The 21,073-nt window shown below is 72.5% G+C and carries 21 protein-coding genes; 12 read left to right on the top strand and 9 right to left on the bottom strand.

Annotated features, from left to right (window positions below; genetic code table 11):
* Nucleotides 1-30 precede the first annotated feature (30 nt).
* Nucleotides 31-1,284 carry an amidohydrolase gene (locus tag AB0O11_RS02955; protein WP_363381094.1) on the top strand — a complete coding sequence of 418 codons (1,254 nt, stop codon included), beginning with the start codon at nucleotides 31-33 and terminating at the stop codon, nucleotides 1,282-1,284.
* A gap of 58 nt (nucleotides 1,285-1,342) precedes the next feature.
* On the opposite strand, the gene AB0O11_RS02960 is transcribed toward AB0O11_RS02955, so the two are convergent.
* Complete coding sequence (locus AB0O11_RS02960) at nucleotides 1,343-1,576, bottom strand: hypothetical protein (RefSeq protein WP_363381096.1); 234 nt, start codon at nucleotides 1,574-1,576, stop codon at nucleotides 1,343-1,345.
* 317 nt (nucleotides 1,577-1,893) lie between these two features.
* Here AB0O11_RS02960 and AB0O11_RS02965 point away from each other — a divergent pair, with 317 nt between their 5' ends.
* The 6 genes from AB0O11_RS02965 (at nucleotide 1,894) to AB0O11_RS02990 (ending at nucleotide 9,121) form a co-directional block, all read left to right on the top strand.
* A complete protein-coding gene (locus AB0O11_RS02965) occupies nucleotides 1,894-2,952 on the top strand; it encodes a BMP family ABC transporter substrate-binding protein (RefSeq protein ID WP_363381098.1) in 1,059 nt (352 codons plus the stop codon).
* A gap of 208 nt (nucleotides 2,953-3,160) precedes the next feature.
* On the top strand, nucleotides 3,161-4,831 hold the full coding sequence (locus AB0O11_RS02970) for an ABC transporter ATP-binding protein (protein WP_363381266.1): 1,671 nt from the start codon (nucleotides 3,161-3,163) through the stop codon (nucleotides 4,829-4,831).
* Nucleotides 4,832-4,834: 3 nt separating this feature from the next.
* Nucleotides 4,835-6,001, top strand: a complete 1,167-nt coding sequence (locus AB0O11_RS02975) for an ABC transporter permease (RefSeq protein ID WP_363381100.1) — start codon at nucleotides 4,835-4,837, stop codon at nucleotides 5,999-6,001.
* Nucleotides 6,002-6,074: 73 nt separating this feature from the next.
* Entirely contained in the window at nucleotides 6,075-7,340 is a 1,266-nt protein-coding gene (locus AB0O11_RS02980) for an ABC transporter permease (protein ID WP_363381102.1), read from the top strand.
* Nucleotides 7,337-7,747: a cytidine deaminase gene (locus AB0O11_RS02985; RefSeq protein WP_363381104.1), complete on the top strand. Its 411-nt coding sequence runs from the start codon at nucleotides 7,337-7,339 to the stop codon at nucleotides 7,745-7,747. Before AB0O11_RS02980 ends, AB0O11_RS02985 begins: the two co-directional genes overlap by 4 nt.
* Before the next feature lie 96 nt (nucleotides 7,748-7,843).
* Entirely contained in the window at nucleotides 7,844-9,121 is a 1,278-nt protein-coding gene (locus AB0O11_RS02990) for a thymidine phosphorylase (RefSeq protein WP_363381106.1), read from the top strand.
* Nucleotides 9,122-9,182: 61 nt separating this feature from the next.
* Here AB0O11_RS02990 and AB0O11_RS02995 read toward each other — a convergent pair whose 3' ends face one another.
* Genes AB0O11_RS02995 through AB0O11_RS03005 form a run of 3 tightly spaced genes read right to left on the bottom strand, consistent with a single transcriptional unit; the run spans nucleotide 9,183 to nucleotide 11,121 of the window.
* Nucleotides 9,183-9,476 (bottom strand): hypothetical protein, encoded by a 294-nt coding sequence (locus AB0O11_RS02995; RefSeq protein WP_363381108.1) that lies wholly within the window; start codon nucleotides 9,474-9,476, stop codon nucleotides 9,183-9,185.
* Nucleotides 9,463-9,816: an AbrB/MazE/SpoVT family DNA-binding domain-containing protein gene (locus tag AB0O11_RS03000; RefSeq protein ID WP_363381110.1), complete on the bottom strand. Its 354-nt coding sequence runs from the start codon at nucleotides 9,814-9,816 to the stop codon at nucleotides 9,463-9,465. The genes AB0O11_RS02995 and AB0O11_RS03000 overlap by 14 nt, the downstream gene beginning before the upstream one ends.
* Nucleotides 9,817-9,825: 9 nt before the next feature.
* Nucleotides 9,826-11,121, bottom strand: a complete 1,296-nt coding sequence (locus AB0O11_RS03005; protein ID WP_363381112.1) for an MFS transporter — start codon at nucleotides 11,119-11,121, stop codon at nucleotides 9,826-9,828.
* 92 nt (nucleotides 11,122-11,213) lie between these two features.
* Here AB0O11_RS03005 and AB0O11_RS03010 point away from each other — a divergent pair, with 92 nt between their 5' ends.
* The 3 genes from AB0O11_RS03010 to AB0O11_RS03020 all read left to right on the top strand — a co-directional run bounded on the left by AB0O11_RS03010 (nucleotide 11,214) and on the right by AB0O11_RS03020 (nucleotide 14,070).
* A complete protein-coding gene (locus AB0O11_RS03010) occupies nucleotides 11,214-12,182 on the top strand; it encodes a LysR family transcriptional regulator (protein ID WP_363381114.1) in 969 nt (322 codons plus the stop codon).
* Nucleotides 12,183-12,312: 130 nt separating this feature from the next.
* Nucleotides 12,313-13,470 (top strand): adenosine deaminase, encoded by a 1,158-nt coding sequence (locus AB0O11_RS03015; protein ID WP_363381116.1) that lies wholly within the window; start codon nucleotides 12,313-12,315, stop codon nucleotides 13,468-13,470.
* Nucleotides 13,471-13,698: 228 nt separating this feature from the next.
* Nucleotides 13,699-14,070 (top strand): ATP-binding protein, encoded by a 372-nt coding sequence (locus AB0O11_RS03020; protein WP_363381118.1) that lies wholly within the window; start codon nucleotides 13,699-13,701, stop codon nucleotides 14,068-14,070.
* 85 nt (nucleotides 14,071-14,155) lie between these two features.
* Here the strand turns inward: AB0O11_RS03020 and AB0O11_RS03025 are convergent, their stop codons facing one another.
* Nucleotides 14,156-14,341 (bottom strand): PspC domain-containing protein, encoded by a 186-nt coding sequence (locus AB0O11_RS03025; protein ID WP_363381120.1) that lies wholly within the window; start codon nucleotides 14,339-14,341, stop codon nucleotides 14,156-14,158.
* A gap of 347 nt (nucleotides 14,342-14,688) precedes the next feature.
* Here AB0O11_RS03025 and AB0O11_RS03030 point away from each other — a divergent pair, with 347 nt between their 5' ends.
* The gene (locus AB0O11_RS03030) at nucleotides 14,689-16,062 is read left to right on the top strand and encodes a hypothetical protein (protein ID WP_363381122.1); all 1,374 of its coding nucleotides are present in this window, start codon (nucleotides 14,689-14,691) and stop codon (nucleotides 16,060-16,062) included.
* A gap of 463 nt (nucleotides 16,063-16,525) precedes the next feature.
* Complete coding sequence (locus AB0O11_RS03035; RefSeq protein WP_363381124.1) at nucleotides 16,526-17,206, top strand: PhzF family phenazine biosynthesis protein; 681 nt, start codon at nucleotides 16,526-16,528, stop codon at nucleotides 17,204-17,206.
* On the opposite strand, the gene AB0O11_RS03040 is transcribed toward AB0O11_RS03035, so the two are convergent.
* From AB0O11_RS03040 to AB0O11_RS03055, 4 genes are all read right to left on the bottom strand, one after another.
* The gene (locus AB0O11_RS03040) at nucleotides 17,176-17,820 is read right to left on the bottom strand and encodes a VanZ family protein (protein ID WP_363381126.1); all 645 of its coding nucleotides are present in this window, start codon (nucleotides 17,818-17,820) and stop codon (nucleotides 17,176-17,178) included. The two genes, AB0O11_RS03035 and AB0O11_RS03040, sit on opposite strands and share 31 nt — an antisense overlap.
* An 87-nt stretch (nucleotides 17,821-17,907) precedes the next feature.
* Nucleotides 17,908-18,234, bottom strand: a complete 327-nt coding sequence (locus AB0O11_RS03045; RefSeq protein WP_363381128.1) for a hypothetical protein — start codon at nucleotides 18,232-18,234, stop codon at nucleotides 17,908-17,910.
* Complete coding sequence (locus tag AB0O11_RS03050; protein WP_363381130.1) at nucleotides 18,231-19,775, bottom strand: HAMP domain-containing sensor histidine kinase; 1,545 nt, start codon at nucleotides 19,773-19,775, stop codon at nucleotides 18,231-18,233. Before AB0O11_RS03050 ends, AB0O11_RS03045 begins: the two co-directional genes overlap by 4 nt.
* Nucleotides 19,776-19,840: 65 nt before the next feature.
* On the bottom strand, nucleotides 19,841-20,518 hold the full coding sequence (locus AB0O11_RS03055; RefSeq protein ID WP_030257458.1) for a response regulator transcription factor: 678 nt from the start codon (nucleotides 20,516-20,518) through the stop codon (nucleotides 19,841-19,843).
* Nucleotides 20,519-21,073: the final 555 nt, after the last annotated feature.

Here is a 21,073-nt window from a genome sequence, read left to right on the forward strand (position 1 = left end):
AATCCCCCCAACAGGCCTACGATTGGGGAGATGAACCGTCCTGAGCCCGCTCAGTCGGGCGCCACTCTCGCCCTCGCACGTCCCGCCGCCGAACTGCGCGACCGGGTCCGGGCGCTGGAGTCCGAGCTGATCGCCTTCCGCCGTGATCTGCACCGGCACCCGGAGCTGGGCCGCCAGGAGTTCCGAACCACCGGGCTGCTGCGCGACCGGCTGGTGGCCGCCGGCCTCGAACCCCGAGTGCTGCCGGGCGGCACCGGCATGCTCGTCGACATCGTCCCGCCCGGCACCGCCCCGGGTACGGAGTTCCTGGCCTTCCGCGCCGACATCGACGCGCTGCCGATCGACGACGCCAAGACCGACGTGCCGTACCGCTCCTCCGTCCCCGGCCGGGCCCACGCCTGCGGCCACGACGTGCACACCTCGGTGGTGCTCGGCACCGGCCTGGTGCTGGCCGACGCCGTCCGCACCGGCGAGCTGCGCCGCCCCGTCCGGCTGGTGTTCCAGCCCGCCGAGGAGGTCATGCCGGGCGGTGCGCTGGACGTGATCAAGGCCGGCGGGATGGCGGGCGTCGGGCGGATCTTCGCGGTGCACTGCGACCCGAAGGTGGAGGTCGGCCGGATCGCCCTGAGGGTCGGGGCGATCACCTCGGCCTGCGACCGCCTGGTGCTCCACCTGGACGGCCCCGGCGGGCACACCGCCCGTCCGCACCTGACGACGGACCTGGTCACCGCGGTCGCCCGGATGGCCGCCGACCTCCCGGGCGCGCTGGCCCGCCGGATGGACCCGCGCTGGGGCGTCAGCCTGGTCTGGGGGCGGATCGCCTCCGGCTCCGCGCCCAACGTCATCCCGCAGCACGCCGAGCTGGAGGGCACCGTCCGCTGCCTGGAACTGGACGGCTGGCGCGAGGCGCCGGACCTGCTGCACGAGCTGATCGCCAAGGTGGCCGAGACCTACCGGGCCAAGTGGACGCTGGACTACCACCGCGGGGTGCCGCCGGTGGTCAACGAGGCGGTCTCGGTCGCCCGGCTGGAAGAGGCGATGAACGCCCGCTTCGGCCAGGACTCGGCGCAGGTGGTGGAGGGCACCGAACAGAGCCTGGGCGGCGAGGACTTCTCCTGGTACCTGGAACACGCCCCGGGCGCCCTGGCCCGGCTCGGCGTCCGTGCGCCCGGCGACGCCACCGTCCGGGACCTGCACCAGGGCCGGTTCGACGTGGACGAGCGCGCGATCGGCATCGGCGTGGAGCTGTTCTCGGCGCTGGCCCTGGAGGCGGACGCGCTCTAGCGGAAGGGGGTGGCGCGGCCGGGGCCGCGCCACCCGTCGATGGTCGGGCCGCTCCGGATCAGCCCTCTTCGAGGTGCCACTCGCCGGAGTAGTAGCCGCCGGTGCTGATGGTCGCGGCCTGGCCGGCGTAGACCCAGTTGCTGGCGACCCACTGGCAGGAGCTGGTGTTGCAGAACTTCGCGACGATGCGATAGATGCCGCCGCCTCCGTAACACGTCACGTAGATGGTGTGGCCGTCCGAGGTCGAGGTGACGGCACCGCAGGTCACGCCGGTCGTCTGAGCACTCGCCATGGTGGAGCCACCGATGCCCAGACTCAGGCCAAGGGCCATGGCGGCAACGGCTACGCTGGACGCGGTCCTTCGTATGAGAGCCATGGCTGCCATTCGACTTGAATGCGCGCGATCAAGATAAGAGGGCTTTGAGCCAACCTGTCCACGCGCGGGTCGCTCTCCTATACGGGCCGGGGCGCTCGTTGTCGACAACGACACGAGACCACGTTTTGATAACAACCCATATGCGCCAGCGGCTCGTAACACAACCGTGTTCTACGCGCGTTACGGTGGCGTCCGACCACGCCAAACGGTTGCGTGTAGAAGGAGATATCCCCTTGCGCCGTTCAATGAAGCTCGCCGCGGTTGTGCTCTCGGGTTCCCTGGGCATGGCCTCGCTCGCCGCTTGCGGCGCAAAGAGCACCGACTCCTCCTCTGCCGGCTCGGGCGACGGCTCGCTCAAGGTCGGCATGGCCTACGACATCGGCGGCCGCGGCGACCAGTCGTTCAACGACTCCGCCGCCCGCGGTCTGGACAAGGCCAAGTCCGAGCTGGGCGTCTCCGTGACCGAGGCCGAGGCCAAGCCGGGCGAGGCCGAGGCCGACAAGGAGACCCGCCTCAAGAACCTGATCGACGCGGGTTACAAGACGATCGTCGCGGTCGGCTTCGTCTACCAGCCGGCGGTCAACAAGATCGCCAAGGACAACCCGTCGGTCAAGTTCGCGATCATCGACTCGAACGACAAGGACCAGCCGGCCAACGTCACCTCGCTGCTCTTCGCCGAGCAGGAGGGCTCGTACCTGGCCGGTGTCGCCGCCGCGAACAAGTCGAAGGCCAAGCACGTCGGCTTCATCGGCGGTGTGCAGTCCGAGCTGATCAAGAAGTTCGAGGCCGGTTACAAGGCGGGTGTGAAGTCCGTCGACCCGAACATCACGGTCGAGACCACCTACCTGACCACCCCGCCGGACTTCACCGGCTTCACCTCGCCCGACAAGGGCAAGGAGGCCGCCCAGGGCCAGCTCGACAAGGGCGCGGACGTCATCTACACCGCCGCCGGCTCCTCCGGCAACGGCGCCATCGAGGCCGTCGCCAACAAGCAGGGCGCCATGGCCATCGGTGTCGACTCCGACCAGGCCAACCAGCCGGCCCTGGCGAAGTACAAGAACAGCATCATGACCTCGATGGTCAAGAACGTCGACACCGCGGTGTTCTCGTACATCCAGTCGGTCAAGCAGGGCCAGAACCCGACCGGCATCAAGCTGTTCGACCTGAAGGCCCAGGGCGTCTCGCTCGCCACCACCGGCGGCAAGATCGACGACATCCAGGACAAGCTGAAGGCCGCCACCGACGCGATCACGTCCGGCGCCACCACCATCCCGACCGCGCCGGTCCAGTAACGACCGCGCGTCCGGGACGCCGCAGCGCCTGCCGGCTGTCCGGCAGTGCGATGTGACGACACAGTTCACGGGAGGGGCCCGGCAGGGTGCGCTCAACGCGTACCCCCGGGCCCCGTTCCGTCCCCACGTTCCCCCTTGGCCCTCCGAGCGCAACGACGCGCCTCCAGACCACCAGGAGATCGCCATCACCGCATCCGACCCCGTCCCCCTGCGCAAGGACGGAACCCCCAGCGCGGGGACGGCGACACCGGCCGTCGAACTGCGCGGCATCACCAAGCGCTTCCCGGGTGTCGTGGCCAACCACGACATCAACCTCACCGTCCAGACCGGAACCGTGCACGCCCTGATGGGTGAGAACGGCGCCGGCAAGTCGACGCTGATGAAGATCCTCTACGGCATGCAGAAGCCGGACGAGGGCACCATCGCGATCAACGGCGAGCTGTGCGAGTTCAACACTCCCGGCGACGCCATCTCCCGCGGCGTCGGCATGGTGCACCAGCACTTCATGCTCGCCGACAACCTCACGGTGTGGGAGAACGTCGTCCTCGGCGGCGAGAAGATCCACGGCATCGGCGCCAAGGCGAAGGCGAAGATCAAGGAGATCTCCGACCAGTACGGCCTGGGCGTGCGCCCGGACGCCCTGGTCGAGGATCTCGGCGTCGCCGACCGCCAGCGCGTCGAGATCCTCAAGGTGCTGTACCGCGGCGCCAAGATCCTGATCCTCGACGAGCCCACGGCCGTGCTCGTCCCGCAGGAGGTCGACGCGCTGTTCGACAACCTGCGGGATCTCAAGTCCGAGGGCGTCACCGTCATCTTCATCTCGCACAAGCTGCACGAGGTGCTCGCGGTGGCCGACGCGATCAGCGTCATCCGGCGCGGCACCACGGTCGGCGACGCCGACCCGAAGGCCGTCACGGCCCGTCAGCTGGCCGAGCTGATGGTCGGTGCCGAGCTGCCCTCCCCGGAGAGCCGCGAGTCGACCGTCACCGACACGGTGATGCTCGACGTCGACGGTCTGCGGATCGCCAAGACCGACGCCGAGGGCATCGAGCGCGTCGTCCTGGACGACATCTCGCTGCGCATCCACAAGGGCGAGATCCTCGGCATCGCCGGTGTCGAGGGCAACGGCCAGGCCGAACTGGTCGAGGCCATCATGGGCATGCTGCCGCTGAACGCCGGCACCGTCACCCTGGACGGCAAGGACCTCTCCGGCGCCCGGACCCGGGCCCGCCGCGAGGCCGGCATCGGCTACATCCCCGAGGACCGCCACCGGCACGGCCTGCTGCTGGAGGCCCCGCTCTGGGAGAACCGGATCCTCGGTCACGTCACCGAGGCGCCCAACTCCAGGGGCGTGCTGCTCGACCCGTCCGCCGCCCGCGGGGACACCTGGCGGATCGTCGAGGAGTACGACGTCCGCACCCCCGGCATCGAGGTCACCGCGGCCTCGCTCTCCGGCGGCAACCAGCAGAAGCTGATCATCGGCCGCGAGATGAGCCACCAGCCCAAGCTGCTGATCGCCGCCCACCCCACCCGCGGCGTGGACGTCGGCGCGCAGGCGCAGATCTGGGAGCACATCCGCTCCGCCCAGCGCGAGGGCCTGGCCGTCCTGCTGATCTCCGCCGACCTGGACGAGCTGATCGGCCTCTCCGACACCATCCGGGTCATCTACCGCGGCCGCCTGGTCGCCGACGCCGACCCGGCCACCGTGACCGCCGAGGACCTGGGCACCGCGATGACCGGCGCCGCCAGCGGCCACATCGAGTCCGAGCCGGAGGCCGTCGCCGAGGCGCAGGCCGTCGCGGCCGAGGGCACCGAGGCCGCGGCCGAGGCCGGGCACCAGCCCACCGACACCGCCGACGACCCGCAGGCGGGGGAGTAACCCATGACCAGTCCCAACCCCGCCGCGGCGAAGCCCGGCCTGGCGCAGCGGTTCAGCGGCGAGCGGATCACGCTCGCGCTGGCCGCGCCGGTGCTCGCGATCGTGCTGTCCGTCGCGATCTGCTCCGTCCTGCTGGCCACCTCGGGCAAGAACCCGTTCGACGCGTGGAACGTGATGATCACGTACGCCACCAAGTCGGACGGCCAGGTGAGAATCCTCAACCGGACCACCACCTACTACCTGGCCGCCGCGGCCGCCGCGTTCGGGTTCCGGATGAACCTGTTCAACATCGGCGTCGAGGGCCAGTACAAGGTCGCGGCGCTGTTCGCGGCCTTCGTCGGCGGCCAGCTGGACCTGCCGGCGTTCATCCAGATCCCGCTACTGCTCATCACCGCGATGCTGGTCGGCGGCCTGTACGCGAGCATCGCCGGTCTGCTGAAGGTCTACCGCGGCGTCAGCGAGGTCATCTCGACCATCATGCTGAACTCGATCGCGACCGCGATCGTCGGTGTGCTGCTCGTCCCCGGGATCTTCGCGCCCAAGGTCAGCAGCACCAGCAACTCGATCCAGACCAACCCGGTCTCGCAGTCCAGCCGCTTCTTCTCGATCGAGACGGACGGCGGGCAGCTCTGGGGCTTCCTGGTCGTCGCCGTCGTGGTCGGCGTGGTCTTCCAGTTCGTGCTGACCCGCACCCGCTTCGGCTTCGACCTGCGCGCCACCGGCCGCTCGGAGAGCGCCGCGACGGCCTCCGGCGTGAACGTCAAGAAGATGGTCGTCGTCTCGATGGTCGTCTCCGGTGCGATCGCCGGACTGATCGGTCTGCCCGAACTGCTGCAGAACTCGTACTACTTCGGCCAGACCTTCCAGCCCGGCCTGGGCTTCCTGGGCATCTCGATCGCCCTGCTCGGCCGGAACAGCCCGATCGGCATCGCCTTCGCGGCGCTGCTGTTCGCCTTCCTGGACGCCGCCGGCTCGGTGCTGCCGCTGCCCCTGAACGGCGAGTTCCCCTTCGAGATCGTCGACGTCATGAAGGGCACCATCGTCATCTGCGTCGTCGTCGCGTACGAGCTGGTGCGCCGCTACGGTCTGACCCGCCAGCAGAAGCGGGTCGGCGCCGAGCTCGCCGCCCAGACCGCCGCGGCCGCTGAGAAGAAGGAGGTGGCCTCGTGAGCGAGCGAAGCGAGCGATCCATCAAGCACAGCGTGTCGTGCGAAGCACGCGCCGAGCGAAGCGAGGTGTGGGCATGAGCACGGCCACCGCTGCCCGTCCGAAGGCGTCGGGCGCGCCCGCGAAGAAGCGCAAGCTGTCCTGGCCGGTGGTGCTCCTGCTGATCGCGGGCGCCCTGGTGCTGTTCTCCGCCGTGGGCATGGCCACCGGCAACCACTCGCTGACCTCCTCCGGACAGATCACCGCCGCGCTCGGCGCTGCCGTGCCGATCGGCATGGCCGGTCTGGGCGGTCTCTGGTCCGAGCGGGCCGGCGTGGTCAACATCGGCCTCGAAGGCATGATGGTCGCCGGCACCTTCTGCGGCGCCTGGGCGGGCTACCTCGTCAACCCGTGGGTCGGCCTGCTGGCCGGGATGGCCGGCGGCGCGCTCGGCGGTCTGCTGCACGCACTCGTCACCGTCACCTTCGGCGTCGACCACATCGTCTCCGGCGTCGGCATCAACCTGCTGATCCCCGGCATCTGCGCGTACGTCAACCGGATCTACTACAAGGACTACGTCTCGGTCGGTGCCGGCCAGAACCAGTCCCCGCCGGCGGACCCGCTGCCGTACATCACCGTCCCCGGTCTGTCCTCCGGGCTGAAGAGCATCGAGAGCCACCACTGGTTCTTCGTCTCGGACGTCGCGGGCGTGCTCGGCGGCCTGGTCACCAACATCTCGGTGGTCGTGCTCCTCGCCGCCGCGCTGATCGTGGTCAGCTACTTCGCGCTCTGGCGCACGGTGTTCGGCCTGCGGCTGCGCTCCTGCGGTGAGAATCCCACCGCCGCCGAGTCGCTGGGCGTCAACGTCTACAAGTACAAGTACCTCGCGGTCGTCGCCTCCGGTGCCTTCGCGGGCCTCGGCGGTGCGTACCTCTCGCTGGTCGCGGCGCACTTCTACAAGGACGGCCAGACGGCGGGCCGCGGCTTCATCGGCCTCGCGGCGATGATCTTCGGCAACTGGATGCCCGGCGGCCTCGCCATGGGCGCCGGCCTGTTCGGCTTCACCGACAGCCTCCAGCTGCGCGACCCCGAGTCGGTGCACGTGCTGATCCTGATCGTCGGCATCGCGCTGATCCTGCTCGCGCTGTGGCACCTGTACCGCCGCAAGTACGTCTCGACGGCGCTCACCGTCGCGGCGGCCGCGGGCCTGCTCTGCTGGTACGCGTTCACCGACGAGGTGCAGCGCCCGCTGATCGTCGCCACGCCGTACGTGATCACCCTGGTGGTGCTCTCGCTGGCCTCGCAACGACTGCGGATGCCGAAGGCGGACGGCCAGATCTACCGCAAGGGCCAGGGCAAGTGACCGCCCCCGCGTCTCCGGCGCCGTCCGCGATCGACTGGGAGCTGCTGCGCGCGGCGGCGCGCGAGGCGATGGGCCACGCGTACGCGCCGTACAGCAGGTTCCCGGTCGGCGCGGCCGCGCTGGTGGACGACGGCCGGGTGGTCACCGGCTGCAACGTCGAGAACGCCTCGTACGGGCTGGGGCTGTGCGCCGAGTGCGGGCTGGTGTCCGCGCTGCACGCCTCCGGCGGCGGCCGGCTGGTCGCCTTCACCTGCGTGGACGGCGCCGGCGAACTGCTGATGCCGTGCGGGCGCTGCCGCCAGCTGCTGTACGAGCACGGTGGGCCGGGGCTGCTGATCGAACTGGCCTCGGGCGTGAAGCCGATGAGCGAGGTCCTGCCCGACGCGTTCGGGCCGGAGCGGCTCTAGCCTCTCTGTTTGTTACGCGCGTAGAGTGTCGCGAGTGGGCCGGAACCCGGTCATCTCGCGACACTCTTCGCTTTTGAAACCCCTCTTGGAGCACGCATGGACGCCATCTCCGTCATCAGGACCAAGCGCGATCGCGGAGAGCTGAGCGACGCTCAGATCGACTGGGTCATCGACGCCTACACCCGCGGCGAGGTCGCCGACGAGCAGATGTCCGCGCTGGCGATGGCGATCCTGCTGAACGGGATGCAGCCGCGCGAGATCAGCCGCTGGACCGACGCCATGATCCGCTCCGGCGTCCGGATGGACTTCTCCTCGCTGCCGCTGCCCACCAGCGACAAGCACTCCACCGGCGGCGTCGGCGACAAGATCACCCTGCCGCTCGCCCCGCTGGTCGCCGCCTGCGGCGCCGCCGTCCCGCAGCTGTCCGGCCGCGGCCTCGGCCACACCGGCGGCACCCTGGACAAGCTGGAGTCCATCCCCGGCTGGCGCGCCCTGCTCTCCAACGAGGAGATGATGGACGTGCTGCGCGGCGCCGGCGCGGTGATCTGCGCGGCGGGCGACGGCCTCGCGCCGGCCGACAAGAAGCTGTACGCGCTGCGCGACGTCACCGGCACCGTCGAGGCCATCCCGCTGATCGCTTCCTCGATCATGTCGAAGAAGATCGCCGAGGGCACCGGCGCGCTGGTCCTGGACGTCAAGGTCGGCTCCGGGGCGTTCATGAAGAACCTGGACGACGCCCGCGAGCTCGCCCGCACCATGGTCGGCCTGGGCACCACCGCCGGGGTCAACACCGTCGCCCTGCTCACCGACATGTCCACCCCGCTCGGCCTCACCGCGGGCAACGCGCTGGAGGTCCGGGAGTCCCTGGAGGTGCTCGCCGGCGGCGGCCCGGCCGACGTCGTGGAGCTGACCCTCGCGCTCGCCCGCGAGATGCTCGCCGCGGCCGGCGTGCAGGGCAAGGACCCGGCGGACGCGCTGCGCGACGGCTCCGCGATGGACCACTGGCGCCGCATGATCGCCGCCCAGGGCGGCGACGTCGACGCCCCGCTCCCGGTCGCCCGCGAGCAGCACGTCATCCCGGCGCCCGCCTCCGGCGTGCTCACCGCGCTGGACGCCTACGCGATCGGCGTCTGCGCCTGGCGCCTGGGCGCCGGCCGCGCCCGCAAGGAGGACCCGGTGCAGGCCGGCGCCGGCGTCGAGATGCACGCCAAGCCCGGCGACACCGTGGTGGCCGGCCAGCCCCTGCTGACCCTGCACACCGACACCCCGGAGCGCTTCGACTACGCCATCGAGGCCCTGGCGGGCGGCATCGAGGTCGCCCCGGCGGGCACGGCGTTCACCCCGAACCCGATCGTGCTGGACCGCATCGCCTGAGCGCGGTCGTGAAACGGGCCGCCCACCGGTGCACCGGCGGGCGGCCCGGCGTTTTCGCCGGTCAGGGGCGGCCGACGATGTCGTGGGTGCCGATCCGGCGCCAGACGATGTGCGGCTCGTGGTCCTGGACCGGGGTTCCGTAACTGAAGGTCGCCCGGCCGTCCGGGGCCCAGCTCATCTCCCAGATGTCCGGGTGGCCCTGCATCTTCTTCACCCGCAGGCCCCGACGGAAGCCCTTTCCGGCTCGGAGGTCGGCGACGAACTGGGCCACCGCGACCAGGAATGCGGCCTTCTGCGCGGCGGTCAGGCCCTTCCAGTCGTGCAGGAAGTGAGCCAGTGACTCATGCGTCGGCACGGCGCTTGATCTCCCCAAGGTCGAGGCCGGCCTCGTCGGCGAGCGACTGGAGGAAGGCGTCCCCGTCCTGGAACACCTCGCCCCGCTCGCCTGCGGCGATCGCCTCGTCGACCTCCTGCTCCTTCTCCTGCCAGGAGCCGCTCCAGAACCACGCCTGGTCGTCCGGGATGACCGAGGCCGGAGTCAGGACGATGCGGCCGTCCTCCACCGCGACCACCAGCTGGTCGCCCTCCTGGAGGTCCAGCTGCTCTCTTATCTCCTGCGGAATGGTGACCACGCCCTTCTTCCGCACGGGCGTGGACACCAGGTGGGGGCGACGGCGGCGCTTGAGGTCTGCCATGAGGAAAGTCTACCTGGCGGAAAGTCTGCCCAGCTGCCCCGGGCGCCGGGCGGCGTGGGCCCGGCGGGTGGCGTAGAGGGTGACGGCGGCGGCGAGGGCCATGGCGGTGAGGCCGACGGTGGCGGCGCCGGGCCAGCCGGTGGCGTGGTAGGCGTCGGCACCGAGGGTGCCGCCGAGGCTGTTGCCGAGGTAGTAGGCGATCAGGTACAGGGCGGAGGCCTGGGCGCGGCCCTCGGTGGCGGTGCGGCCGACCGAGGAGGAGGCGGTGGCGTGGCCGGCGAAGAAGCCGGCGGTGATCAGGACCAGGCCGAGCAGGGCGCAGACCAGGGACTCGGCGAGGGAGAGCAGCAGGCCGGCCGCGGTCACGCCGATGGAGACGTAGAGGGCGCCGCGCCGGCCGAGGCGGCCGGAGAGCCGGCCGGCCACGGCGGAGGTGCCGGTGCCGACCAGGTAGACCACGAAGATCGAGGCGGCGATCGACTCCGGCAGGTGGAACGGCGCGGCGATCAGCCGGTAGCCGACGGTGTTGTAGACCGCGCCGAACACCGCCATGAACAGCATCCCGAGCGCGTACAGCCGCACCAGCAGCGGGTTGCGCAGGTGCCGTCCGACGGTCCGGGCGAGCGCGCGGGCGTCCACCGGGGCCGGGGTGAAGTGCCGGGCGGCGGGGATCAGCAGCCGGAAGGCGAGCGTGGCGAGCAGGGCGAGGACGGCGGAGGCGGCGAGCCCCCAGCGCCAGCCGAGCCCGGCGGCGGTCCAGCCGGAGAGCAGCCGCCCGCCCATTCCGCCGATGCTGTTGCCGGCCACGTACAGGCCCATCGCGGAGGGCAGCGCGCTGGGGTGGACCTCCTCGGCGAGGTAGGCCATGGCGGTGGCCGGGAGTCCGGCGAGGGCGGCGCCCTGGAGGACCCGCAGGGCGACGAGGGCGGTGAGGTCCGGCGCGAAGGGCAGTGCGAGGGCGAGTGCGGAGGCGGCGAGGGTGGAGACCGTCATCACCGCGGTGCGGCCGTACCTGTCGGAGAGCGCGCTGGCCGGGAGCAGCCCGAGGGCGAGGCCGAGGGTGGCGGCGGAGGCCGTCCAGCTGGCCTGGCCGGGGGTGAGGCCGAGGTCGGCCGAGAGGATCGGCAGCAGGCCCTGGGTGGAGTAGAGCAGGACGAAGGTCGCGACCCCGGCGGCGAACAGGGCGAGGTTGGCGCGGCGGAAGGCGCGCTGGCCGGGGCGGTGGCGGTCGTCCGCGGCGGCGGAGGGGACGGTGGCGGGGGCATCCGGGGAGGTCACGGATGCCCTGGTATCGGCGGGCTGCATGACATCGACCGTAGGCCCGCCGTCGTTGATGCGTCCAATGCATGAAGCATGGATGATCGATGCACTGGCGTATGAGTCGAGGTGGTGGCGCGATGTCCGGTCCGGAACAGGTGGACGGTGGCGAGCAGCGGTACCGGGCGGCCGAGTTGGGGCCGGAGGAGCCGGCCGTGCTGCTGGCGCCCCGGCTGGCCCAGTTCGCGGCGGTGGCCCGGCTGGAGCACGTGACCCAGGCGGCCGCGCTGCTCGGGGTGCCGCAGCCGACGCTGTCGCGCGCGGTGGCCCGGCTGGAGGAGGAGCTGGGGGTGGACCTGCTGGCCCGTCAGGGCCGGACCGTCCGGCTGACCAGGGCGGGCCGGCTGCTGCTGGCCTCGGTGGAGCGGGCGCTGGCCGAGGTCGAGCGCGGCGCGGCAGCGGCCCGGGCGGAGGCGGACCCGGCGGTGGGACTGGTGGCCTTCGGCTTCCTGCACACCATGGGGCCGGACGCGGTGCCGGCGCTGCTGCGCGGTTTCCGCGCGGCGCACCCGCGGGTGCGGTTCCAGCTGGTGCAGGACTACGGTGCGGCGATGCTGGAGCGGCTGCGGGCCGGGGAGCTGGACCTCTGCCTGGTCGCGCCGCTGCCGGACGACCCGGCGTTCGCCGCCCGCCCGCTGGACGAGCAGCGGCTGCACCTGGTCGTCCCGGCGGACCACCGGCTGGCCGGGCGGCGGCGGATCCGGCTGGCCGAAGTGGCGGAGGAACCGTTCGTCGGGCTGGAGCGGGGGTACGGGCTGCGCGTCATCACGGACGGCTTCTGCGCGCAGGCCGGGTTCGTCCCCCGGCTGGCGTTCGAGGGGGAGGAGGCGGAGACGCTGCGCGGGCTGGTGGCGGCGGGGCTCGGGGTGGCGCTGCTGCCGCCGGCGCTGGTGCCGCGGCCGGGTGTGGTGGAGCTGGAGGTGACGTCGCCGCGCACCCGGCGGGCGATCGGGCTGGCGTGGGCGGCCGGGCGGCCGCTGGCCCCGCCGGCGGAGGCGTTCCGGGACTTCGTGCTCTCCCGGCGCGGGCGGTTGTTGCAGCACGACTGACGGTGCCGCTCCGGCCGACTGACGCTTTGGTGGATCGTATGGACCGGGCGGTGGAATTCCGGATGGAGTTTGGACCATCCGGCGGTGTTCGCAGTGGTCGGTCTACGCGCGTAGGGGCTATATTTCCGCAATGGAACAGCAGATCCCCGTCACCACCGCGGGCACCGGCCCGCGCATCCCCACCTCCGACCAGATCCGCCGCGCGCCGAAGGTCCTCCTGCACGACCACCTGGACGGCGGGCTGCGCCCGGAGACCGTGGTCGAGCTGGCCGCCGCCTGCGGCTACCAGGGCCTGCCCACCACCGACCCCAAGGAGCTCGGCGAGTGGTTCCGCGAGGCCGCCGACTCCGGCTCGCTGGTCCGCTACCTGGAGACCTTCGCGCACACCTGCGCCGTGATGCAGACCCGTGACGCGCTGATCAAGGTCGCCGCGGACTGCGCCGAGGACCTGGCCGCCGACGGCGTCGTGTACGCCGAGGTCCGCTACGCGCCCGAGCAGCACCTGGAGGCCGGGCTGAGCCTGGACGAGGTCGTCGAAGCCGTCCAGGAGGGCTTCCGTCTCGGCGAGGCCAACGCCCGCGAGGTCGGCCACCGGATCCGGGTCGGCACCCTGCTGACCGCGATGCGGCACGCCGCCCGCTCCACCGAGATCGCCGAACTGGCCAACCGCTACCGGGACCGGGGCGTGGTCGGCTTCGACATCGCCGGTGCCGAGGCCGGCTACCCGCCCACCCGCCACCAGGCCGCCTTCGACTACCTCAAGGGCGAGAACAACCACTTCACCATCCACGCGGGCGAGGCCTTCGGCCTGCCGTCGATCTGGGAGGCCCTGCAGTGCTGCGGCGCCGACCGGCTCGGCCACGGCGTGCGGATCGTCGACGACATCACGGTGGGCGAGGACGGCGCGGTCGAGCTCGGCCGGCTGGCCGCGTACGTGCGCGACAAGCGCATCCCGCTGGAGATGTGCCCGACCTCCAACATCCAGACCGGCGCCGCCTCCTCGTACGCCGAGCACCCGATCGGGCTGCTCAGCCGACTGAAGTTCCGGGTCACCGTGAACACCGACAACCGGCTGATGAGCGGCACCAGCATGAGCCGGGAGTTCGGCCACGTGGTGGAGGCCTTCGGCTATACCCTGGGCGACCTGGAGTGGTTCACGGTGAACGCGATGAAGTCCGCGTTCCTGCCCTTCGACGAGCGGCTGGCGATGATCAACGACGTGATCAAGCCGGGCTACGCCGAGCTGAAGGCGGAGTGGCTGTTCAGCGTGGGTGCCGGTTCCAACTGAGCCGCCGGGGCAGCGCGGCCGGGCCCTGCGGTCGGATGAACGCCACGTTCCTGCAAAGGAGTTGGCGTTCATCCGACTACTCACTCGGGTGAGTGAACGCTCTTTGGCTCCCGCGGGACCGACTCACTACGGTGTGCCCGTCATGCCGACACGCCGCGGCGGCGGTCGCCCGTCCGCCGGTTCCGTGCGTGAAGTCGGCCACCGACGAGGACCCGAAGAGGACCAACCATGAAGCAGGCTCTCAAGGCCGCCGGCACCGCGGCGCTCGGCATCGCCATCGCGGCGGTCGGCGCCGGTACCGCCTCCGCGGCCGACGGCCAGGCGGCCGGCGGCCTCGGGCTGCCCACCGGCGCGTTGACGAACCCCGCGGTGACCGGTGCGGTCGCCGACACCGCCGCCAAGCTGCCCGCCGCCGACAAGGTCACCAGCACGCTGGGCACCCTCGCCCCGACCGTCGGCAAGGCCGTCCCCGCCGGTGACACCCCGCTGGCCGGCATCACCCAGCAGCGTGCCGCCGTCCCGACCATCCCGGGTCTGGACAAGACCCCGATCGGCGGGCTGACCGGCGTTCTCCCGGGCCTCCCCGGCCTGACCGGCTGAGCCGGAGCCCACCGCACGGCGACGGGCCGCCCACCCCGGGATCTCCGGGGCGGGCGGCCCGTCGCCGTCCGCTGGGCCGCCCGGCTCACGGCTCCTGGGGGAGCAGCAGCCAGAGGGCCAGGTAGAGCAGGAACTGGGGACCGGGCAGCAGGCAGGAGAGCAGGAAGATCAGCCGGACGGTCCACGGGGTCAGGCCGAAGCGTTCGGCGATCCCGGCGCAGACGCCGGCGATGACGCGGTCGTGGCGGGGACGGACGAGGCGCGCACTCATGATCAGCTCCGTGTGGTGGCGGCCCGGTCCGGCCGGTCCGGCGGGCTGTTTCCATACTCCGCCGTGGGCGGCTCCGGGTCCTCCGTCCGGCAGGTGATTCTCGGCCCCGAAGGGTCACCGGGTAGTCGTAGCCGGATGTCGGGGTCGCCCTCAGGGTGACCCTGAGGACCCGAGGCCGGGCGTCCGGCAGGGCCTGTCCGGACGCCCGGAGGCGGCTCGGTAGGATGCTGCCGATCGCGGTCGGCCGGGGGGCGGACGAACAGCCCGACATTGGTGTGAAACAACCTCTCGTGCAAGCGATTTCACGTCCTGACGGGTTCCGTCCCGCATTCTCTCGTGAGGTTGAATTGCGCATTCGGCATCGCAGATTCCTGACCGCGACCGCCGCCGTCACACTGGCCTCCGGCCTGGCCGTCGCCGGGGCCCCGGCAGCCTTCGCCGCACCGGAGGCCGTCGCGGCGGCCCCGGGCGCCCAGGCCCGCACCTCGCCGGTCGAGATCACCTTCAGCGGCCTTCCCGGCACGGTCGAGGCGGGCGGCGCGCCGGTGGAGTTCGCCGCGACACTCAGGAACACCGCCGACCATCGGCTGGACGTCCCGTCCTCGGCCCTCGTCATCGCGGACACCGGTGCCGGTACCAGGCAGGGCCACTTCAGGCTGGAGTACCGGTCGCCCGGCACCGCCCAGTGGCAGGACGCCAGGGCGAACGCCGCGGACACCGGCGCCCTCTGGGTGCTCGACCAGCCCGCCGTGCTGTCGCTGGCGGCCGGCGCCGAGGCCACCTACCGGCTGCGGCTCACCGTCACCGCCGACGCCCCGGCCGGGCGGGTGACGCCGGGCTTCAACTCCGTGGTCTCGGACCCGGCCCTGCCGCCCGAGCGGCGCACCACCTCCGCGGGCAGTGGTTACCAGGACCTGGTCATCGCCCCGGCGGCGGCGCCGACCACTGTGCCGACCACCCCGGCGGCCACCGCGGAGGTCGGGTTCGACGGCGTGCCCACCTCCTTCGCGGTGGGCGCGGAGGCGAAGCCGTTCAAGCTGGTCCTCGCCAACCGGAGCGGCAGGGACCTGCGGGTCGTGCCCGCGGTCGTGTTCCAGGGGGCGGCCGAACTCCCCTCGGACACCGTAAAGTTCGAGTTCCGTACCGCTGACGGACAGTGGCGGGAGGCCGCCCCGGACGGCAGCTCGAAGCACCCGAAACGGCTCTCCTACGAGCTGCGGACCGGGGACCGGAACGCCGATGTCATCGCACTGGCGAAGGGCGAGAGCCGCGCCGTCGACCTCCGGCTGGCCTTCACCAAGGACGCGCCGGTCCTGTTCGAGTCCCTGGTCCCCGTCTCGGGCACCCTGCCGGAGCCGGGCGAGAGCGCGGCCGAGGCGGCCGGCCCGGCGGTCGACTTCATCACCGTGACCGCGACGGGCGCCACCGTCGCACCCGGTCCGGCCTTCCCGGACCCCGGCCCGGACCCGGACGCGCCGGAGCCGGCCACCGCCGCGGTCGTCCCGGCGGCGGCCGCGCCGACGGCCCCGAGCCCGGCGGCGGGCAGCCCGTCGGCGGTCGCCGCCGCGGCTCCGGCCGCCGGCACCCGGCTGGCCTCCACCGGTGGCGGCACGGCCGCTGAGCCGATGGCGATCACCGGGGTGACCGCGATCGCCATGGGTGTCGGCACCCTGGTGGTGGCGCGGCGCCGCCACCGCGTGCGGGGCGGCAGCGGGAACTGACCCGGAAACGCCGGAGGCCCGTCCGTCACCGCTGCACAGCGGTGACGGACGGGCCTCCCGGTGTTCGTGCCGAGGCTGCGGCGTGGTCAGCCGGCCGGGTTGTGCGGCGGCTGCGGCTGCGCGTACGGATTGTCCGCCACCGGCTGGGGCGGGACGCCCGGCTGGTACGACGAGGCGCCCGACTGCGGGGCGTACGGCGACTGCGGGGCGTTGGGGTTGAACGGCGCCTGCGGGGCGTTGGGGTCGAACGGGGCGGCCGGCTGCGCGGCGGCTTCTTGGCGTTGCTGCGTTCGACGGGTGCCTTCACCGAGGCGGTGATCACCGGCACCGGCAGGACGAACACCTCGGAGTGGCACCGTTCGGGGACGAGGGGGCACAGTGCCGGGGGCGGCCGGCAGCCGTCGCTGCCTTTGTGTCACGGTGTCATCGTGCTGTGTCGGAGCGGCAGTCGACGAGGTGGGAAATGACGGAATTCGAGGTGCTGCGGGTCTTCTGCGGGCCCGACGGGAGCCACGGGAACGGACTCGGCGTGGTGCGCGACGGCGCCGCCGTGCCGGAGCGTGCGGACCGGCAGCGGATCGCGCGCGAACTCGGCTTCAGCGAGACGGTGTTCGTCGACGACCCGGGGCGCGGGGAGATCGACATCTACACCCCGTCGGTGCGCCTGCCGTTCGCCGGCCACCCGTGCGTGGGTGCCGCCTGGCTGCTCGGGGTGGACCGGCTGGTCACGGCCGCCGGCGAGGTGGCCGTGCGGCACGAGGACGGGCTGACCCGGATCGAGGCCCGGCCCGAGTGGGCCCCGGGGCGCACGCTGCGGCAGTACGGTTCGGCGGCCGAGGTGGAGGCGCTGGAGGTGCCGCCGCCGGGGGAGTGGGTCTACGCCTGGGCCTGGCAGGACGAGGCGGCCGGCACCGTACGGGCCAGGGCCTTCCCCGGGAGGGGCGACGGGATCGACGAGGACGAGGCGACCGGTGCGGCCGCCCTGCTGCTGGCCGCGCGCCTCGGCCGGGCGCTGACCGTCACCCAGGGCCGGGGCTCGCAGCTGCTGGCCGGGCCGCGCCCGGGCGGACTGGTCGAGGTCGGCGGCCGGGTGGTCCGGGCCCCGGGCCCGGCTCAGCCGGCCGGCGGCGTCGGCTCGGCGTAGGCGCGCCGGTGGGCGGCGGGCGCGACGGCCGCGACCGGGGCCACGACCGCGACCGAGGTGACGGCTGAGACCGAGGTGACGGCGGCCACCGGCGGCACGGAGAGCACCGCCATCCGGGGCGCCCGCGGCCGCCGGTCCCGCAGCAGGTGCCGCAGACCGGGCACGAGCGCGAGGTGGGCGACGGCCACGCCGATCACGGCGAGCAGGATGTGGTCCACGTTGAGGATGTGCCCGGGCGCCCAGGAGGAGAGGAACTCCAGCGCGGTCGCCAGCAGCGCGGAGACGCCGGTGGTGCGCAGGAAGGATGGCAGCCACGGGGCCCGGAGCCGACCGCCGGCCAGCGGCAGCAGGACTCCGAGCGGGGCCAGCAGCAGGAGTTCGCCGAGCACCTGCCAGCCGGTGGAGGAGCGGAGCGAGGCGAGCGGCGTCAGGTTGGCGTCGTACACCCAGGCCACCGGCAGTGGTCTCAGCACCAGCCAGAGCACCAGTGCCAGGTGGCCGGTGAGGCCCGCCAGCCCGGCCAACCGGAGGGGACGGTGGACGGCCGCCGCCGGGCTGCTCTCGGTCCCCGCGCCGGAACGCTCGTGGCGTGTCCTGGTGCCATCTCGCTGCACGGGGGGAAGGACGTGCGTCGACGGCACGTCGGTTCCACACCGGGCGTGAACATTCCAGAACGCGCCCCCCTCACCCCTCCCCGGCGGCTACTTGCAGGGCGAGGCCGTCGGTACCGCGCCGAACACGTTGTCCGGCGGCGGGCTGCCCGGCGCCACCGGGGTGGGCGAGGGACTCGGGCTCGCGACCGCCTTGGCGCCGCGGGCCGGGGTCGCGGTCGGGCCCGGAGGGGTGGCCAGGGCCGCCGGTATGTGCGGGGTGGTCGGGCAGGCCGTCCGGCTCGCGGGCGCGCCGGCGTCGACCGGTACGGCGGTCGGCCGGATGCCGCAGCCGGAGGCCAGTGCGAGCAGCAGCAGCACGCCGGCGCCTCGGCGCAGGGCGGTGCGGGTGGCAGCGGTGTTGGCGCGGGCGGTCACGTGGCGTCCTTGTCCTCGGCGGCGTCGCCGGCGGGGCCGCCCTCGGCCTCGCCCTCGGACGGCGGAGGTGGCGGGGTCAGCGGCAGGGTCAGGGTGAACACCGCGCCGACCTCCCCGTTCGCCGCCGTGATCGTCCCCCCGTGTATCTGTGCGTTGGCCATGGCGATCGACAGGCCGAGGCCGCTGCCCTCCGAGCGCGCCCGGCCCCGGTCCGCCTTGTAGAAGCGGTCGAAGACGTGCGGCAGCACGTCCTCCGGGATGCCGGGGCCGCTGTCGGAGACCTCGACCACGACGGACTTCCCGTCCTGCCGGACCTTCACCCGCACCGGTGAGCCGCCGTGCTTCAGCGCGTTGCCGATCAGGTTGGCGAAGACCACGTCGAGCCGGCGCGGGTCGACCACGGCGAGGATGCCGCGCGGGGCGTCCAGCTCGACCGCGTCGTACCAGGCCCGCCCGTCGATGCAGGACATGATCAGGTCGGCGACGTCCACCTCGTCGGCGACCAGCTTGGCGGTGCCGGCGTCGAAGCGGGTCACCTCCATCAGGTTCTCCACCAGGTCGGACAGCCGCCGGGTCTCGCTGACCACGAGCCGGACGGCCGGCTCGATCATCGGGTCCAGCGACTCGGCCTCGTCCTCCAGGATGTCCGTCACGGCGGTCATCGCGGTCAGCGGGGTGCGCAGCTCGTGCGACATGTCGGCGACGAACCGCCGGCTCTGCGCCTCGCGCGCGCTCAGCTCCTCGACCTGCTCGTGCAGCGACTCCGCGGCCCGGTTGAAGGTCCGCGCCAGGTCGGCGAGTTCGTCCGAGCCCTCGACCTCCAGCCGGGTGTCCAGGTGCCCCTGGCCGAGCCGCCGGGCGGCGTCCCCGAGCCGCTTGACCGGCCGCAGCACCGTCGCCGAGGCGGCCTGGGCGAGCAGCGCCGAGCCGATCAGCGCGAGCAGCGTGGCGATGGCCAGCGACCAGCCCAGCGTGTTGAGGTCGGCCCGCTCGTTCTCCAGCGACTTGAACATGTACGCCGTCGGGCCGTTCGGCACCACCTTGGTACCGCCGATCACGAACGGCCGCCCCTCCAGGTTCTGCCGCTGCCAGTACAGGTGGTACGGGTACGGGTTGCTCTCGCTGACCTCGCGCGGCTTGGCGACGGTGGACTGCAGCGCGGTGGGGACGTCGGCCAGCGTGAAGTGCGCCGGGTCGGAGGAGGCCGTGCACTCCGGGTGCGCCTGGTCGACCACCACCACGTCGTACGTCAGACCGGAGCTGGCCACGTTGGACGCCAGCGTGGCCAGCTCCGGGCAGCTCGCGTTCAGCGGCAGCTCGGAGACGTTGCGGGTGAGCGAGAGCCGGAAGTCGTTCAGCGCGGTGTCCTGGGCGCGCTTGAGCACCGCGTCGCGGTTCAGCCAGTACGCGATGCCGGAGGCCGAGACGGCGGCGAGCAGCGCGACGGCCGCGAACACCGCGATCAGCCGCACCCGCAGGGAGCGCAGCCGACGCCACCGGCCCGTCGAGAACCGCCGGGCAGTCGTCTGATGGTCAGTCACAAGAGCCTGTCGTCGTACGGGAGTTCAGAGGTCGGGGGAGGGGCCGGCGGCCGAGCGGCGTGAAGTCAGGCCGGCGGGTCCAGCCGGTAGCCCACCCCGCGGACGGTGCGGATCAGCGTCGGCGCGGACGGCACGTCCTCGACCTTGGCCCGCAGCCGCTGCACGCACGCGTCCACCAGGCGGGAGTCACCGAGGTAGTCGTGCTCCCAGACCAGCCGCAGCAGCTGCTGGCGGGAGAGCGCCTGGCCGGGGCGCCGGCTGAGTTCCAGCAGCAGCCGCAGCTCGGTGGGGGTCAGCTGGAGGTCCTGTCCGTCCTTGGTGACGGTCATCGCCGCGCGGTCGATCACCACGCTGCCGTAGGCCGAGGAGTCCGAGCTCTCCCGCTCGCCGCGCCGCAGCACCGCCCGGATCCTGGCGTCCAGCACGCGTGGCTGCACAGGCTTCACCACGTAGTCGTCCGCGCCGGACTCCAGGCCGACCACCACGTCGATGTCGTCCGAGCGTGCGGTCAGCAGGATGATCGGCAGCTGGTCGGTGCGGCGGATCCGGCGGCACACCTCGAAGCCGTCGATCCCGGGCAGCATCACGTCCAGCACGATCAGGTCGGGCCGCTGCTCCTTGAAGAGCCTCAGACCGTCCTCGCCGGAGGCGGCGGTGGCCACGCGGTGGCCCTGGCGGGTGAGGGCGAGTTCGAGGCCGGTCCGGATGGCGTCGTCGTCCTCGATCAGTAGGAGGAAAGGCACGGCCCCATTTTGGCCCACCCGCAGCTCCGAATCACCCCCCGGATCGCTCACCGTCCCCTCGGGAACCGGAACCGGTGCCACCGGCGTCCGGTACGGAGGGAGGCGGACCGGGACATTCGGCCCGCTCCTGTGACACCCCTGTGACAGTCGGCGGACAGCGCCATCACAACCGGCGGGCAGGATTTTCCATGTCGCCGCAGGACAGCGGGCCGCAAGGCCGGCTGAAGGGCGGCCACCGGAACCGCTCGTACCGACCCAGGGGGCGCACGATGAACGCCATGCTTCAGACCCGGACCAACCCGGCTGTCCGCACCGCGCGTTCGTCAGCCACGTCCCACCGGACCCGGTACGAGGTCAGGACCGACGAGAACTCCGGTGCCGTGACCGTGCGGGGGTGCGCGCACAGCACCGGTGGAAACCCTGGCGCCCGTCGGGTGAGCGGCGGCGGCAGGACGGGGGAGCTGTACGGGATCGGTCGGCTGGGGAGTTCGACCGACTCCGCCAACACCCTCACGCTGCGGGGGATCCTCCCCGTCCGCGTCGAGGGCAAGGACG

It is taken from the genome of Kitasatospora sp. NPDC093102, assembly GCF_040683915.1.
Taxonomy (GTDB): Bacteria; Actinomycetota; Actinomycetes; order Streptomycetales; family Streptomycetaceae; genus Kitasatospora.

Bases quoted from the DNA above. Each gene is read 5' to 3' on its own strand.
- AB0O11_RS02955 (WP_363381094.1), top strand. From the start codon at position 31: ATGAACCGTCCTGAGCCCGCTCAGTCGGGCGCCACTCTCGCCCTCGCA.
- AB0O11_RS02960 (WP_363381096.1), bottom strand. From the start codon at position 1,576: ATGGCGAGTGCTCAGACGACCGGCGTGACCTGCGGTGCCGTCACCTCG.
- AB0O11_RS02975 (WP_363381100.1), top strand. From the start codon at position 4,835: ATGACCAGTCCCAACCCCGCCGCGGCGAAGCCCGGCCTGGCGCAGCGG.
- AB0O11_RS02980 (WP_363381102.1), top strand. From the start codon at position 6,075: ATGAGCACGGCCACCGCTGCCCGTCCGAAGGCGTCGGGCGCGCCCGCG.
- AB0O11_RS02990 (WP_363381106.1), top strand. From the start codon at position 7,844: ATGGACGCCATCTCCGTCATCAGGACCAAGCGCGATCGCGGAGAGCTG.
- AB0O11_RS03000 (WP_363381110.1), bottom strand. From the start codon at position 9,816: ATGGCAGACCTCAAGCGCCGCCGTCGCCCCCACCTGGTGTCCACGCCC.
- AB0O11_RS03005 (WP_363381112.1), bottom strand. From the start codon at position 11,121: ATGCAGCCCGCCGATACCAGGGCATCCGTGACCTCCCCGGATGCCCCC.
- AB0O11_RS03010 (WP_363381114.1), top strand. From the start codon at position 11,214: ATGTCCGGTCCGGAACAGGTGGACGGTGGCGAGCAGCGGTACCGGGCG.
- AB0O11_RS03015 (WP_363381116.1), top strand. From the start codon at position 12,313: ATGGAACAGCAGATCCCCGTCACCACCGCGGGCACCGGCCCGCGCATC.
- AB0O11_RS03020 (WP_363381118.1), top strand. From the start codon at position 13,699: ATGAAGCAGGCTCTCAAGGCCGCCGGCACCGCGGCGCTCGGCATCGCC.
- AB0O11_RS03025 (WP_363381120.1), bottom strand. From the start codon at position 14,341: ATGAGTGCGCGCCTCGTCCGTCCCCGCCACGACCGCGTCATCGCCGGC.
- AB0O11_RS03035 (WP_363381124.1), top strand. From the start codon at position 16,526: ATGACGGAATTCGAGGTGCTGCGGGTCTTCTGCGGGCCCGACGGGAGC.